Consider the following 14,358-nt stretch of genomic DNA (forward strand, 5'->3'; position numbering starts at 1 on the left):
TCCATCGACGCCGACGCAGTTCAGACTGCCGCAGTCGCGTAACGCCAGCGACACTGCGTCGCGTTCCGCACGCTTCCAACGTTTTTCACTGGAGTTTGTCAATAACCAGACTTATATTCTGTTTATTTGGTGTTTCTGACTCCATAGATATACGTGGCAAAGACGAACTGAAACCAATGCAAGCAGTGGTCTTGGCCGCCGGTAAGGGAACGCGTCTCCGCCCGCTGACGAAAGACAAGCCCAAAGGGATGGTCGAAGTCGACGGAAAGCCGATTCTAACGCACTGCTTCGACCAGCTTGTCGAACTCGGTGCGGACAAAATCGTCGTCGTTGTCGGCTACAAAAAAGAAGTGATTATCAGCCACTACGGCGACGAGTACCAGGAAATCCCGATTACATATGCCCACCAACGAGAACAGAATGGACTCGCGCACGCACTGTTGACGGTCGAAGACCACATCGACGATGACTTTATGCTGATGTTAGGAGACAACATCTTCCAGGCCAACCTCAACGATGTCGTGCGACGGCAGCGCGAAGATCGGGCTGATGCGGCGTTCTTGGTAGAGGAGGTCGATTGGGAAGACGCCTCCCGTTACGGCGTGTGCGTTACGAACGATTATGGTGAGATTACCGAAGTCATCGAAAAGCCCGAGGACCCACCGTCAAATCTCGTGATGACTGGATTCTACACGTTCACACCCGAAATATTCCACGCCTGCCATCTCGTCCAACCGTCTAATCGCGGTGAGTACGAGATTAGTGAAGCAATTGACCTCCTCATCAGGTCCGGAAGAACAATCGATGCAATCCGTCTCAACGGATGGCGCATCGATATCGGGTATCCAGAAGACCGCGACGAAGCCGAACAGAGACTGCAAGGAAAGTTCCAATCGACAGAGATGGTCTCAGACTGAACGAGAACCGGACAGAAGAGAAACATTTCCTGAGAGGGGCGTTCCTCAAACTAACGACTCGTAGTCGAGACCGTCACGCCGGGTCACGATACGGCGACCGTCGATGACGACTTTCTCGCGCATCTCGTCGAACTGTGCGTCCAGTGCGGCGAACTCGTCCCAGTCGGTCGCGACGAGTGCGGCATCGGCATCGACGAGTGCGTCTGCGGCAGACGTCGCGTAGTCGATATTCGGGAAGTGCACACGCATATTCTCGGTCGCGACAGGGTCGTAGCCGACGACGTCGGCACCGGCATCGAGGAGGTGGTCGATGAGGAGAATCGCCCGAGAGCTTCGAACGTCGTCGGTGCCGGGCTTAAACGAGAGGCCGAGGACGGCGACACGCTTCCCCTCGGGGTCGAATCGGTCTTCGAGGAGTTCGAGCATCCGCTTCGGTTGCTCGTCGTTGACGTCGACAGCGGCTTGCAGAAGCCGTGGTTCGTAGCCGCGAGAGCGGGCAGCAGCGATAATCGCCGCCGTGTCTTTCGGAAAGCACGACCCACCCCATCCGAGACCTGCACCGAGGAACGCCGACCCGATGCGAGAGTCGAGGCCGATTGCATCGAGAACCTCCTCGGAGTCGACACCGAACTCTTTGCAGATGTTCGCGAGGTCGTTCGCGAGGCTAATCTTCGACGCGAGGAAGGCGTTGTTCGCGTACTTGATCATCTCTGCTTCGCTGATGCCGGTCTTGACGACCGGCGGGTCGCCCGCACGCTCGACGAGCGGGGCGAATATCTCGTCTAACTGTTCGTACGCACGTTCGCTCTGTGCACCGAGGACGATTTTGTCTGGAGAGAGGAAGTCTTCGACGGCAGTACCTTCGCGGAGGAACTCGGGGTTCATCGCGATGTCGAACTCTTCGCCGACAGTCTTCCCCGATGCCTCCTCGATTCGCGGTCCGATGACTTCCACCGTCGTCGTCGGAACGACCGTACTCTTGGTGACGACGAGGTGTGTGTCGTCTTTCTGTGCGAGTGTCTCACCGAGCGACGTCGCCGCCGCTTTCATCGCGCCGAGGTCGATACTTCCGTCGTCGTTCGAGGGAGTCGGGAGGGCGAGGAACGTCGCGTCCGTATCGAGAATCGCGTCGTAGTCTGTCGTCGCCCGAAGTCGGTCGCCGGCGTGTGCCTCGACGAGTTCGTCGAGGCCCGGTTCGTGAATCGGCGCGTGGCCGGCGTTCAGCGAGTCGACGATGTCTTCGTCGATATCGACGTTGACCACGTCGTGACCGAGGTCAGCGAAACACGCGGCAATCGTCGTGCCGACGTACCCGCTGCCGATGATGCTGAGTTCCATTATCCAACACGTCTTCGCCCGACGGTTTGATTCTTTCCGAGTTGTGTCACTGAAGATGGGTGCAGCTGAGTAGGAGTCACTCGATGGAACGTTTCTGTTGAGTTCCTCGGTCAGTAATAGATGTCCTAAACAATACTGAATATTGGGCACATCTCAATCACGTCATTTTTGTTGCGTTCTGAAGCAGTCAAAGAGCAGAGATGTTTTTCTCAGCTCTGCTCGATTTCCGTTGAGTGTCTCAAACAAGGTCGGTTTGACTGAGGAGAGACGGTACACTCGTAGCCAAATTAGGCACTATTCTACACCCCTGATTTCGGTGGTGTATCAGGTTTCGGGCGCTACACCCCCGGTTTCCAAGGGTGTACACCCACGACGATTCCCCGCAAGGGTGTACTCGATTGTGAGAACTCAGGGTTGTAGAAAAGTCCTCTCGAACCGTGGATGTCGCACTCTCTTCGGGTTCTTGATTTGCCCGAAAAAGAGAGCAAGAGAGCCTATCGTGTAGAAATCGGACTCCCAGGTCAAAATCACAATGGTGCACTCAATGCTGTATCTCTGCTAACTCACGCTTTTCAAAAGTCGCAATTCACCGGTACAGGCTACCGTTGGTGGGGTGTATCCACCGAATACGCATTTCAAATGGGACTCTATGATACGGCCACCAACGACGAATCTACGCGCTTCTTCACGAACACCACACCCCATGTCTTAGACCGTCTGTGTCCTTCTCTGCGGTGTTTCGACCCGAAGCGGGGGTTGTGGTTTCGTTGGTCAAAACAGGTGGCATTCGTCCTAACACAAATCGTCTCGGCGCGCTGCTACCTGACGGGCACGTCTCTTCCGGGAGATTTCACCGGTGTATCCCCATCAATCAACGGATGCTGTCCAACACTCCTAATCCACGATGAGGTGGACTTCTGAAGTGGAAACAATCTTAGAATCAGTAGTACTGGGCCAAGATGAGAGACATGACTCCGGTGTTGAGAGATTTAACACAGCAAGTGGTTGTAACCGGCACCCAAGGGGCAATTCACGCCTCTCGAACGGTGGACTGATATGGGTCCCAAAGAAGAAACGCACAACCAAATGTCGACGCACACAGACGAGCGTCCAGCCCTCCTCTCGTGGCTCGTCCTCTACCTGAAGGGTGTCTGCATGGGTGCAGCAGACGCGGTCCCTGGGGTATCCGGTGGGACCATCGCTCTCGTCACAGGCATCTACGAACGACTCATCAGTGCAGTGACTGCCATTACACCCGAGCGAATTCGGCGGGTACTGAGCGGACTCTCACCGAAACACCGGAGCGACGCGGTGGCGGCGTTACGCGAAATCGACGTTGGGTTCCTCGTCGTCCTCGGGGCAGGAATCGTCACCGCCATCATCACTGTCACCCGCGTCCTCACCGTCGCAATCGACCAGCAACCGGTACCGACGTTCGGATTCTTCTTCGGCCTCATCGCCGCGTCCGCCGTCGTCTTGTACGCACAGGTCTCACTCGACTCACCTCGACAACTCGTCGCAGCAGTCGCGGGATTCACTGTGGCGTTCGTGGCGTCGGGGACCGTCGGAACTGCACTCGGGAACTCGCTCCCAGTAACTGTCGTCGCGGGCGCAATCGCCGTGAGCGCGATGATTCTCCCCGGCATCTCGGGGTCGCTCCTCTTGTTGCTCCTCGGTCAGTACGAGTACATGACCGGGACACTCAGCGAGTTCGTCGATACCCTCATCGACGTCGCGATGGGCGGGCCGACGTCGTCACTCGTCGAACCCGGAACGATAGTCGTCGCCTTCATCGCCGGTGCTCTCGTCGGCCTGTTCACCATCGCTCACGTCGTCCGGTGGGCACTCGAACACTATCGTCGTGAGACGCTCGCGTTCCTCGTGAGTCTCATCGTCGGTGCACTCCGCGCACCCGTCGTCAAGACGAGTGAGAAACTCGGCGAGTTGGGCCAGACGTGGTCTGTCGAACTGTTCGGCATCTTCGCCCTCGCAGCGCTCGGCGGTGCGATACTCGTCCTTCTGGTCGACCGCTACACGATGGTCATCGAACCGTGACGACGAGTCGTCTCGGTGACTGACCGCAACGCAAAAATCGGGACCGATTATTCGCGGGCGACGGCGATGTTCCGAACCAACCCACCGCAACTTGGACACGAACCGAGGTGAGCGTCGCTGACCGTTCGCGACCCACAGGAGCGACATTCGAAGTACCCTTCGGTGGCACGATAGTTGTCGATGGTCGAGTTGTGTACTGTCATGCTAATTCGTAGCACACTTCCCGATATAACGTTTGTCCTGAAATCCACTAGATTGTTCTAGGAAACTATTACGATTGGCGCCGAAACTCTACTGGAGCCAACCTCTTACGAACAATCGTGTGAATTTTGTTGCTTTCGGCTCGTGTCTCAGCGCCGTGCGACACAGACGAACGTCTCGCGCCGCGTCTCGCCGTGCGTGACGGTGAACCCGACAGATTCGAAGGCGTCGATGGCGTCGGCGAGGCCGAATCGCTCGTCTGTCGGCGGACCGGCCTGTCCCTCACCGGCCGTGGACCAATCGACCACGACGACCGTCCCGCCCGGGCGGACGACGCGTGCGAGTTCAGCCATCGCGTCGTCGGTAGCGAACTCGTGGTAGGTCATCGTCGAGAACGCGCCGTCGAGGTAGTCGTCGTCGAAGGGGAGTGACGCGACGTCGGCGGTGACGAACGCGACGTTCTCGGGTGCACCCTTCTCTCGGTAGAAGTCGTGCATCTCCTCTTGTACGTCGACTGCGTGCAGTTCGTCGACGTAGGGTGCCACGTCGTCGGTGAAGAATCCGGTGCCACTCCCCAGGTCGGCGACCACGTCTTCAGAACCGGGGCCGAGGAACGAGAGGAGTTCCTCCCGCGAGACGTACCGGTACCTCGCGGGGTCGTCGAGTTTCGCCGCCGCGTCGGCGTCGAAGGTGTGAAATCCCATAGACGGACTCGGGTCGGTGGGAGGTAAGTACCATCGGTTTGTGTACGGTCGTTCGACTAGCGTACAAGAGCGGCCGCGAAACTGCCGTCGGCGATGGGCTTTTGCATACTGACACGCACTCTCTCACGTATGGAACCCCACCTTCGACGGCCGACCCGACGCGCCTGTGAGCGCTGTGGTCGAGTAGAACGCTGGGACGACGACGTGGCGACGTGGCGTATCGCGTCGGAAGACGGCGAGAAACAGGTCGGAAGCCCCTACTGCATCCACGAGTGGGACATCAACGGCCGGTTCGCACCGTTCGAAGAGGCAGTCTGAGCGTCCGACGTACCCGTTCGATTTCATGCCAACCGTCTACGTTACAGCGCCGCCTCCTGCGGCGGACGACCTCGCTCGAACGCTCGTCGAAGAACGTCTCGCCGCCTGTGTGAACCGCCTGACCTGCCACTCGACCTACCGTTGGGAGGGCGAAGTCCACGACGACGACGAGGTCGTCCTCCTCGCGAAGACGACCGACGAACGCTACGAGGAACTCGTCTCACGAGTCGTCGAACTCCATCCCTACGACGTCCCGTGTATCGAGCGGTTCGACGAATCGCACGTCCTAGAAGCGTACGCGACGTGGGTCGCAGACGAAGTGCGATAGGAGATACCGGGGCGGGGTGACCGCCCGACGACCGACAGATTACGATTTCTGCAACGATTCGAGCACCGAGAGCGTGCCGTCCATGTACGACTGCTCGAGTACCTCGTCCGCCGCCTCTTTCGCGACGTCGTCTGCGTTGGCGACGGCGTAGGACTGACCGACGACGCGGAACGTCGAAGCGTCGTTCTCGCTGTCGCCGACTGCGACGAAGTCTGCGGGGTCGTAGTCCATCGTCTCACAGACGTGTTCGAGGCCGACGCCCTTCTCCACACCGTGCGACTTGACGTGGTAGGCGAATCCCGTGTCGATGACTTCGAGGTCGAACGCCGACGCAACGTCGCGGAGGAGTGCCTCGTCGGCGTCGAGACTGACGGCTATCTCCGTCTCACGCCAGCGGTTGACGGTATCGGCGGCGTCCCAACCGAGGGTGCCACCCCGTGAGACGAACTCGTCGGCGACGGCCTGTGCTGCCTCTCGGTTGCCCGCGAACGTCACCTCGCCGTCGACGAGGACGACGCCCCCGTTTTCGGCGATGACCGTCTGGGGGAGTCCGAGGTAGTGACACAGCGAGACGGGGTAGGGGAACGCCTTGCCCGTCGCGAGGACGACTGGGGCGTCCCACGACGGCAGAACCTCGAAGACCCGTGGGTCGAGTCGGCCCTGCGCGTCGGTGAGCGTCCCATCGATATCGAGTACCAGCGGCGGAACCATACCGGCGCTTAGGACACCGGGGAAAAAGAGTCAGCGGTCCGTGTCGTTCAGGCCGCGAAACGCCAGTGTGGAGAAGTTCGGGATGGGTCGCGTGGCCGGACGGCCCGGGCCGTCGGTCGATTTGGCTACCGGAACGCGGCGGACGAGTCCGAGGTCAGCGAGTTCGTAGAGGACGCGCCTGATGGTCGTCGCCGACAGCGAGACAGACGGCGCCGCCGCGATGCCCTCGGTCGCAGCAGTCACGGAGGATTTCTCGGCGTCGTCGAGGGCGACGAAGGTCTGGAGGACCCGTCTTCGACTCTCAGGGAGTGCGAACACACGGCCCAACGAACACCCGTCATCCGGGACTGCGTCGATGCCGGCGGTGACGAGGCCCGTATCGAGCGTCTCGGCACCGTCTGCCGCCGCGAGTCTCGCCGCCCCGTACAGTGCCGACAGTGCGTCGTGGGCGTCGCCGTCGGCCCACGCTGCCACTTCGCTCGTCGCCTCGTGGGTGAGTGCGTTCCGTGCGATACCGTCGGAGGCGCGTTCGACGAGGATGTCGACGAGGTTGTGTCGTTCGTACGCTGGGACTTCGACCGTTTCGACGCCGCCGCCGATGCCATCGACCGGTTCGCGACCGATTGTAAGCACCGAAAAGTGGGGCGACACGTCGTCGAGCAAGTCGATTGCAGTCTGCGCCGAGTACGTCTCCGGTTCGCCGACGTGGTCGACAGCGACGACTGCTCGCTCGTCGTGCGAGACGCGGTCGGACAGACGATTCCGGAGCGACTCGATACCGACGCCTTGTGACGGGACGCGCTCTTCCGAGAGGGCGTCGAGCGTCGCGTGGAGAAGTGCGAATTCGGTCGAGGCAGTCCGTGCATCGACGTATGCGAACGAGGTGGCCGGTGTTCCGGCCGTTCGCGTCGTCGTGTAGATGACCGACTGCTGGGAGGGTATCGCACGCGCAAGTTGGTCGAAGAGGGCAGTCACGACGGCCGACTTCCCGACGCCCTTCGGGCCGTAGATGTGCGCGTGGGGCGGCAACGACCCGTCGAAGACAGGGTCCAACACATCGAGGATTCGTTCGAGTGTTGGCCCGCGACCCGTCGGTTCGTCCGGGTGGGCAGTCGGGTCCAGGGCACTCAAGTCGCGGACGACTCGACGCGTCCGTCCACGTCGGCGCCGTCGTGTGATTCGGTCTTCGAGTCGCATGAGGTGAGACGTCTCGACCCGACGGTACCCGGTGCAAGTGTAAAAATTGACCCACTGTCGCCAAGAGGTGTGATGAGTGTGAACACGAGTCACAAATATTGCGGTCCAAGGGGCCTCCACTGGGACGTTCTATGGGGGGCACCCCGACACAGAGAGTATTGGGCGTAACTAATTCGAACGATAATTTTGAATTATCTTCGTCGTTTCATATCGAGTCAGAATCGGTGTGCTCCGGTATTCGAGGGGGCATCGTACCGGTCGTGTCGGTCAGAAGTAATCCGAAGTTTGAGAAGAACGTCGTGGCCGACGAGTGAAGGTAAAATAAAGTGCAGGCGGTCCTACTTCACGAAAGACGAATGAACAAATCGCCGAGCGTCCTCGTCATTGGCGGGGGGTCGACCGGAACAGGCATCGCACGAGACCTCGCGATGCGTGGACTGGACGTCACCCTCGTCGAGAAGGGGAACCTCACACACGGGACGACGGGGCGGATGCACGGCCTGCTCCACAGTGGCGGTCGGTACGCGGTGTCCGACCAGCCATCTGCGAAGGAGTGCATCGTAGAAAACCGCGTCCTCCGACGAATCGCGGGACACTGTGTCGAGATGACGGGCGGACTGTTCGTCCAGCGCCCGGAAGACTCCGACGAGTACTTCGAGAAGAAGTTGAAGGGATGCCGCGAGTGTGGTATCCCTGCGGAAGTCCTCTCGGCCGAAGAGGCCCGCGAGGTAGAACCGTACCTTGCCAAAGACATCAAACGGGCTATCAAAGTTCCCGACGGCGCTATCGACCCGTTCCGACTCTGTGTCGCGAACGCCGCGAGTGCCGTCGAACACGGTGCGCGCATCGAGACGCACTCCGAGGTCACAGACGTACTCGTCGAAGACGGCGAGGTCGTCGGCGTCGAAGTGACTCACCAGACCGGGAGTGGCCCGTACGTCCACGGTGAACCCGGAACAGTCGAAGAGATATACGCCGACTACGTCGTCAACGCGACGGGCGCGTGGGCGGGACAAGTCGGCGACCTCGCCGGTGTCGACGTCGAAGTCCGGCCCTCGAAGGGCGTCATGACTATCATGAACACCCGACAGGTCGACACCGTCGTCAACCGCTGTCGTCCGAAAGGTGACGCCGACATCATCGTCCCGCACGAGACGACGTGTATCCTCGGAACGACCGACGAAGAGGTCGAAGACCCAGAAGACTACCCCGAAGAGGGCTGGGAAGTCGACCTGATGATAGACACGCTGTCGGAACTCGTGCCGATGCTGAAAGAAGCGCGGACGATTCGGTCGTTCTGGGGTGTTCGTCCACTCTACGAACCACCGGGAACGGGGACGGAAGACCCGACAGACATCACACGAGAGTTCTTCCTCCTCGACCACGAGTCCCGCGACGACTTGCCGGGCATGACCAGCATCGTCGGCGGAAAACTCACGACGTACCGGATGATGGCCGAGAAGATTTCGGACCACGTCTGCGAGAAACTCGGCGTCGACGCCGAGTGCCGCACCGCCGACGTGCCGCTTCCGGGGAGTGAAGACTTCTCTGTCCTCCGTGACTACATGGACGACTTCAACCTCCGGTCGCCAATCGGCCGGCGGTCGGTCCAACGACTTGGCTCTCGGGCCGACGAGGTGCTCGGCGGCACCAACCCGAACCCAGTCGTCTGTGAGTGCGAGGCCGTCACCCGCGCCGAGATTCAAGACTCGTTGGAGACCGCAGGGACGGACCTCAACTCGGTCCGCATCCAGACGCGCGCCTCGATGGGGAACTGTCAGGGCGCGATTTGCTGTCACCGGATGGCGAACGAACTCGCTCCGGAGTACGACGAAGAGACCGTCCGCGCATCGCTCGACGACCTGTATCAAGAACGCTGGAAGGGCGAACGCCACGCGATGTGGGGCGAGCAACTCTCCCAGACCGCGCTCAAACACATGCTCCACGTCACGACGATGAACCGCGACGAGGACCCCGCGACGGTGGACAAAGACATCGACTTCGCGGCGTTCGACGACGGTTCATCTGAGGGCGGAGACGCGTCGGGTGCTGCTTCAGACAGTGCAGTCGCCGACGGCGGCCGAAGACGGCCCGACGACGAGCATACAGGAGGTGCCGATGGCGATAACTGACGACGTCCTCGTCGTCGGTGGCGGCATCGCCGCCTGTACGGCCGCACTCTCGGCCGCAGAGACCGGCGCGCGGGTTCGCCTGCTCGCCCACAAGAAGAGTACGCTCCGACAGGCTAGCGGCCTCGTAGACGTGCTCGGCTACATCGGCGACGATGGGCCCTTTTCGGACCCATTCGGCGCACTCGACTCGCTACCGGAAGACCACCCGTACCACGTCGTCGGCGAAGACGGCATCCGCGACGGCCTCCGAATCTTCGACGAGGCAGTCGGAGACGCCTACCAGGGCGGTCACACCGACACGAACGCCCTCGTCACGACGTACGGCGGCACCGTGAAACCGACCGCTCGCTACCCAGCGTCGGTCGCCCCGGGACTCACGAGTTCGGCGGAAGATACGCTCCTCGTCGGGTTCGAAGGCTTGACCGACTTCGACGCGCCAGTCGCCGCCGACCACCTCACTGCTGCCGGTGTCCCCTTCGACGTGCAGGGCGTCACCGTGAGGCTCCCCAAGTCGTTCCGCTCGGACGCGAAAGTTACGCGCTTCGCGAAAGCGCTCGACAGAGACGAGGAGGTGTCCGGAGGGACGGTTCGGTCCGTGCTGGCCGACACCGTCGCCGCCGAGATGGACGGCGAGACGCGCGTCGGGTTCCCGGCGATGCTTGGCGACGACCACGACGAGGCGGTCCGCGACGAACTCGCCGACAGACTCGGCGTGCCAGTCTTCGAGGTTCCGACGGGTCCACCGAGTCTCCTCGGTCTCAAACTCGAAGACATGCTGTTCGACGCCCTCGACGACGCTGGCGTCCGCATCTCGTCGGGCAATCCGGCAGTCGATTTCGAGGCGAACGACGGCCGTATCGAGACGGTGTTGGTCGACCAGAAGAGTCGCCTGACGCCCTACGAGGCCGACCAAATCGTCCTCGCGACGGGCGGACTCGTCGGGAAGGGACTCGACTCCGACCGCGAACACGTCTCCGAACCCGTCTTCGGGTGCCACGTCCCACACCCTGAGGACCGCTACGAGTGGTCCGACCCAGAGGCGTTCGGCAACCACGCGTTCGCGCGCTTCGGCGTCGTCCCCGACGACGAACTCCGACCGACCGACGAAGACGGCGAACCACACTTCGAGAACTTGCGTGCGGCGGGCGGTGTCGTCGGCGGCGCCGACGTGGCACGTGAAAAATCCGCGAGTGGCGTCTCGCTGGCGACGGGTGCCGTCGCCGGGCGACTCGCAGGCGAGGAGGCTACCCAATGAGCGACGCAGAATCACCGACGAACCCGACACTCACCCCGGACGCACAGACAGACGACTTCGAAGCAGTCGACGTGTTCGCAGAGAGCACCGACATGGACCTCCGTCCCGGTGCGGACAACTGCTACAAGTGCACCGCCTGCGACGTGTCCTGTCCGGTCGCCGAAGTCGACGACGAGTTCCCCGGCCCGAAGTTCCAGGGCCCAGAACAGTGGCGTCTCAAGCGGAAAGACGACGCTGCCGTCGATGACTCCATCATGTCGTGTTCGAACTGCATGCGCTGTGACGACGCCTGTCCGTCGGGCGTTCCGCTCAGTCAGATGCACAACACGGCCCGTGGTGAGTACGTCGACGAGGAGATGGACAAACTCTCGCGAGAGTACGTCCGTAACCGCATCCTCGCCAACTACGGGACGCTCGCTCAACTGGGCAGCATGTTCCCCCGTCTGACGAACGCCGTCATGGGGAACTCGCTCGTCCAACAGATAAACGAGAAGGTCCTCGGCATCACCGCCGAACGCGACTTCCCCGAGTTCGCCACGCAGACCTTCCGTGAGTGGTGGAACGAACGCGGCGGTCCGCAGGTGCGTTCCGAAGAGAAGCGCGTCGCCTACTTCCACGGGTGTTACTCCAACTACAACACCCCCGAAGTCGGGAAGGCGATGGTGCGCGTCTTCGAGTCGTTCGGCTACGAAGTCGTCGTCCCCAAGCAGCGCTGTTCGGGGACGCCGATGTTCGCCAACGGCATGCTCGACGACGCGAAACGTGCTGCCGGCATCAACGTCGAGAACTTCGCTGGCCTCATCCCGGAGGGATACGACATCATCGCGTCGTGTACCTCCTGTTCGATGTCACTCCGACAGGAGTACCCCGAACTGTTCGACATCGACGGTATCGAAGACCTCTCTGCACACACCTACGAGGCACTCGAATACCTCCGCATCCACGAGGACCTCGAAAGTGAGATTCGTGAGGCGTCGGTGTCCGACCAGTCGTTCGCCTACCACGCCCCGTGTCACGGCAGGAATCAGGGCCTCGACCGGCAAGCAGTCGAACTCTTCCGCGAACTCGACGGTGTGAACATCGAGGACGTCGGCGACTCCTGCTCGGGTATCTCCGGCACCTACGGGTGGAAAGAAGAGAAGTACGACAAGTCGATGCAAATCGGCGCGGACATGTTCGACCACATGGAACACGCCGAGGGGAACGTCGGTATGACCGAGTGTCCGACCTGCTCGATGCAGATGGAACACGGCACTGGGTACGACATCAAACATCCGCTCCAACTCCTCGAAGAAGCGCTGGTCTGAGTCGACGCTAGTGGAGTACTCCACTGCGAAGTATCTTATTCGACGGTAACGCTCTTTGCTAGATTCCGTGGCTTATCTATCGGTCGGTCGAGATGTGCGGCCATCTCGTACGCGACGAGTTGGAGCTGTACGTTGGCGAGGAGGGAGCTCATTGGCCCTTCCATCTTCGGAATACGAAGCAACGAATCTGAGAACCGTTCGACTTCTAGCACACCATCGGTGACCGCGATGACCGGTGCACCTCGCGCTTGCACCTCCTTGATGTTGCCGAGTGATTTTCTGGCCGCCGCATCGTCACCGGTAACGATGGCAAAAACGGGTGTGTCCTCGCTGATGAGTGCGAGTGGGCCGTGTTTGAGTTCGCCGGCCGGAAAGCCCTCTGCGTGTTCGTACGTTATCTCTTTGAATTTCAGTGCGCCTTCTAATGCCACCGGGGCGTTGTATCCCCGTCCGATGAAAAAGTACGCGTCTGAACCGGCCACTTCGTCGACCAGCTCGTTGATATCTTCGGCATCGTCGAGGACAGACTGAACGTTGCCGGCGAGGTTCCGGAGCGAGTCGACGAGGTCACGGGTTCGAGAACCACTAACGTCTGGTGCCACAGACTCAACGAGAAGTGACAGCGAGACGAGTTGCGAGGAGAATGTCTTGGTCGCTGCGACGCCGATTTCAGGGCCCGATCGAATAAACATGACGTGGTCACACTCCCGCGCTGCGGTACTCCCGACGACGTTCGTCACGGCGAGTGTCTTGGCACCATGACCCTGTGCAGTTCTGAGCGCCGAAAGCGTGTCGGCCGTCTCGCCGCTCTGTGTGACACCGATGACCAGTTCCCCATCTCCGATGGGCGGAGCTGCGGTCGAGTATTCACTCGCGAGGAATGCCTGCGCCGGGATTCCTGCCTCGCGAAACCGATGGGCACCATACAACGCCGCGTGATATGAGGTCCCACACGCGACGAACTGGACTCGTTCAGGGGTGTCGAGGTTCGTGAGTTCGTCGACAACGACCTCTCCTTCCAACGGGTCGAGGCGACCACTGAGACACTGTCTGAGTGCAGTCGGTTGTTCGTGTATCTCTTTCAGCATGAAGTGGTCATAGCCACTCTTCCCCGTTTGCTCGGCTTCCCAATCGACAGTGTGTATTGGTGGGTCGACGACAGTCCCATCCGAAGTAGTCACACTCCACGAATCTGGACGGAGTGTCACTGTCTGTCCATCTTCGAGGTATACAACGTCACGAGTGTACTGGAGGAACGCAGGGACATCACTGCCGAGATAGTACGCACCGTCATCGATTCCGAGCACCAGCGGTGAGTCTTGTCTGGTCGCGAAGATTGCTTTCTCACCGGCGATGGTGACTGCCAGTGCATAACTCCCCTCTAACCGTGAGACTGTTCGTTGGAAACTCGTCGTGGCGTCGTAGCCATCGTCGAGGTACGACGCGATGAGGTGGGGAACAACTTCGGTGTCGGTATCGCTGACGAACGTCGTCCCCGCAGCTTCGAGTTCGTCACGAAGCTCCTGATAGTTCTCGATTATGCCGTTGTGGACGACTGCTACGCGACCACTCTCGTCAGTGTGCGGATGGGCATTTTCATCCGACGGTGGACCATGTGTGCTCCACCGAGTGTGTCCAATACCGAAGGTTCCACTCAGGGGGTTTGCCTCAACAGCCTCTCGAAGGTTTTCGAGTTCACCCTCCCGTTTTCTGACCTTCAGGTCACCATTTCTGACGGCAATACCAGCGGAATCGTATCCACGGTATTCGAGCGATTCGAGCCCTGACAGGAGTACGTCGACCGTCTCTTCGGGGCGGCCGATGCAGGCGATGATTCCACACATTATCGAACCACCTCTGCCCCCTCTTCGACGACGCCCGATAACGAGACGCCA

13 protein-coding genes are annotated in these 14,358 nt (G+C 60.6%); 7 read left to right on the top strand and 6 right to left on the bottom strand.

From position 1 onward, the window contains the following. Nucleotides 1–176: 176 nt before the first annotated feature. Nucleotides 177–917 carry a UTP--glucose-1-phosphate uridylyltransferase AglF gene (aglF, locus tag AUR66_RS00525; RefSeq protein ID WP_058570582.1) on the top strand — a complete coding sequence of 247 codons (741 nt, stop codon included), beginning with the start codon at nt 177–179 and terminating at the stop codon, nt 915–917. A gap of 45 nt (nt 918–962) precedes the next feature. On the opposite strand, the gene aglM is transcribed toward aglF, so the two are convergent. Then, nucleotides 963–2,255, bottom strand: coding sequence for a UDP-glucose 6-dehydrogenase AglM (gene aglM / locus AUR66_RS00530; RefSeq protein WP_058570583.1), 1,293 nt, complete (start codon nt 2,253–2,255; stop codon nt 963–965). A gap of 1,086 nt (nt 2,256–3,341) precedes the next feature. On the opposite strand from aglM, the gene AUR66_RS00535 reads away from it, so the two are divergent. Continuing rightward, complete coding sequence (locus tag AUR66_RS00535; protein ID WP_058570593.1) at nt 3,342–4,310, top strand: DUF368 domain-containing protein; 969 nt, start codon at nt 3,342–3,344, stop codon at nt 4,308–4,310. Between the two features lie 47 nt (nt 4,311–4,357). Here the strand turns inward: AUR66_RS00535 and AUR66_RS21005 are convergent, their stop codons facing one another. Beyond that, nucleotides 4,358–4,513 (bottom strand): rubrerythrin-like domain-containing protein, encoded by a 156-nt coding sequence (locus AUR66_RS21005; RefSeq protein ID WP_157532948.1) that lies wholly within the window; start codon nt 4,511–4,513, stop codon nt 4,358–4,360. Nucleotides 4,514–4,660: 147 nt separating this feature from the next. Further along, nucleotides 4,661–5,215: a class I SAM-dependent methyltransferase gene (locus AUR66_RS00540; RefSeq protein ID WP_058570584.1), complete on the bottom strand. Its 555-nt coding sequence runs from the start codon at nt 5,213–5,215 to the stop codon at nt 4,661–4,663. 129 nt (nt 5,216–5,344) lie between these two features. Here AUR66_RS00540 and AUR66_RS00545 point away from each other — a divergent pair, with 129 nt between their 5' ends. Both AUR66_RS00545 and cutA read left to right on the top strand, forming a co-directional pair. Then, on the top strand, nt 5,345–5,533 hold the full coding sequence (locus AUR66_RS00545; protein WP_058570585.1) for an HEWD family protein: 189 nt from the start codon (nt 5,345–5,347) through the stop codon (nt 5,531–5,533). Between the two features lie 25 nt (nt 5,534–5,558). Continuing rightward, nucleotides 5,559–5,861 (top strand): divalent-cation tolerance protein CutA, encoded by a 303-nt coding sequence (cutA, locus tag AUR66_RS00550; protein ID WP_058570586.1) that lies wholly within the window; start codon nt 5,559–5,561, stop codon nt 5,859–5,861. A 39-nt stretch (nt 5,862–5,900) separates the two neighbouring features. On the opposite strand, the gene AUR66_RS00555 is transcribed toward cutA, so the two are convergent. Beyond that, the gene (locus AUR66_RS00555; protein WP_058570587.1) at nt 5,901–6,572 is read right to left on the bottom strand and encodes a phosphoglycolate phosphatase; all 672 of its coding nucleotides are present in this window, start codon (nt 6,570–6,572) and stop codon (nt 5,901–5,903) included. 30 nt (nt 6,573–6,602) lie between these two features. Further along, a complete protein-coding gene (locus AUR66_RS00560; protein WP_058570588.1) occupies nt 6,603–7,769 on the bottom strand; it encodes a Cdc6/Cdc18 family protein in 1,167 nt (388 codons plus the stop codon). A 356-nt stretch (nt 7,770–8,125) separates the two neighbouring features. On the opposite strand from AUR66_RS00560, the gene glpA reads away from it, so the two are divergent. The 3 genes from glpA to AUR66_RS00575 are packed head-to-tail and all read left to right on the top strand — an operon-like array spanning nt 8,126 to nt 12,463. Beyond that, nucleotides 8,126–9,901: an anaerobic glycerol-3-phosphate dehydrogenase subunit GlpA gene (glpA, locus tag AUR66_RS00565; RefSeq protein WP_058570589.1), complete on the top strand. Its 1,776-nt coding sequence runs from the start codon at nt 8,126–8,128 to the stop codon at nt 9,899–9,901. After that, on the top strand, nt 9,888–11,156 hold the full coding sequence (gene glpB / locus AUR66_RS00570) for a glycerol-3-phosphate dehydrogenase subunit GlpB (RefSeq protein WP_058570590.1): 1,269 nt from the start codon (nt 9,888–9,890) through the stop codon (nt 11,154–11,156). Before glpA ends, glpB begins: the two co-directional genes overlap by 14 nt. After that, nucleotides 11,153–12,463 carry an anaerobic glycerol-3-phosphate dehydrogenase subunit C gene (locus tag AUR66_RS00575; protein WP_058570591.1) on the top strand — a complete coding sequence of 437 codons (1,311 nt, stop codon included), beginning with the start codon at nt 11,153–11,155 and terminating at the stop codon, nt 12,461–12,463. Before glpB ends, AUR66_RS00575 begins: the two co-directional genes overlap by 4 nt. Nucleotides 12,464–12,498: 35 nt before the next feature. On the opposite strand, the gene glmS is transcribed toward AUR66_RS00575, so the two are convergent. Continuing rightward, entirely contained in the window at nt 12,499–14,307 is a 1,809-nt protein-coding gene (gene glmS / locus AUR66_RS00580; RefSeq protein ID WP_058570592.1) for a glutamine--fructose-6-phosphate transaminase (isomerizing), read from the bottom strand. Nucleotides 14,308–14,358: the final 51 nt, after the last annotated feature.

The sequence above is a fragment of the Haloferax profundi genome (assembly GCF_001469865.1).
Taxonomy (GTDB): domain Archaea; phylum Halobacteriota; class Halobacteria; order Halobacteriales; family Haloferacaceae; genus Haloferax; species Haloferax profundi.

Excerpts from the sequence above, each read along its gene's own strand:
- AUR66_RS00555 (WP_058570587.1), bottom strand. The coding sequence starts at position 6,572 with ATGGTTCCGCCGCTGGTACTCGATATCGATGGGACGCTCACCGACGCG.
- AUR66_RS21005 (WP_157532948.1), bottom strand. The coding sequence starts at position 4,513 with ATGACAGTACACAACTCGACCATCGACAACTATCGTGCCACCGAAGGG.
- AUR66_RS00575 (WP_058570591.1), top strand. The coding sequence starts at position 11,153 with ATGAGCGACGCAGAATCACCGACGAACCCGACACTCACCCCGGACGCA.
- glmS (WP_058570592.1), bottom strand. The coding sequence starts at position 14,307 with ATGTGTGGAATCATCGCCTGCATCGGCCGCCCCGAAGAGACGGTCGAC.
- glpA (WP_058570589.1), top strand. The coding sequence starts at position 8,126 with ATGAACAAATCGCCGAGCGTCCTCGTCATTGGCGGGGGGTCGACCGGA.
- AUR66_RS00545 (WP_058570585.1), top strand. The coding sequence starts at position 5,345 with ATGGAACCCCACCTTCGACGGCCGACCCGACGCGCCTGTGAGCGCTGT.
- AUR66_RS00535 (WP_058570593.1), top strand. The coding sequence starts at position 3,342 with ATGTCGACGCACACAGACGAGCGTCCAGCCCTCCTCTCGTGGCTCGTC.
- AUR66_RS00560 (WP_058570588.1), bottom strand. The coding sequence starts at position 7,769 with ATGCGACTCGAAGACCGAATCACACGACGGCGCCGACGTGGACGGACG.
- glpB (WP_058570590.1), top strand. The coding sequence starts at position 9,888 with ATGGCGATAACTGACGACGTCCTCGTCGTCGGTGGCGGCATCGCCGCC.
- aglF (WP_058570582.1), top strand. The coding sequence starts at position 177 with ATGCAAGCAGTGGTCTTGGCCGCCGGTAAGGGAACGCGTCTCCGCCCG.
- aglM (WP_058570583.1), bottom strand. The coding sequence starts at position 2,255 with ATGGAACTCAGCATCATCGGCAGCGGGTACGTCGGCACGACGATTGCC.
- AUR66_RS00540 (WP_058570584.1), bottom strand. The coding sequence starts at position 5,215 with ATGGGATTTCACACCTTCGACGCCGACGCGGCGGCGAAACTCGACGAC.
- cutA (WP_058570586.1), top strand. The coding sequence starts at position 5,559 with ATGCCAACCGTCTACGTTACAGCGCCGCCTCCTGCGGCGGACGACCTC.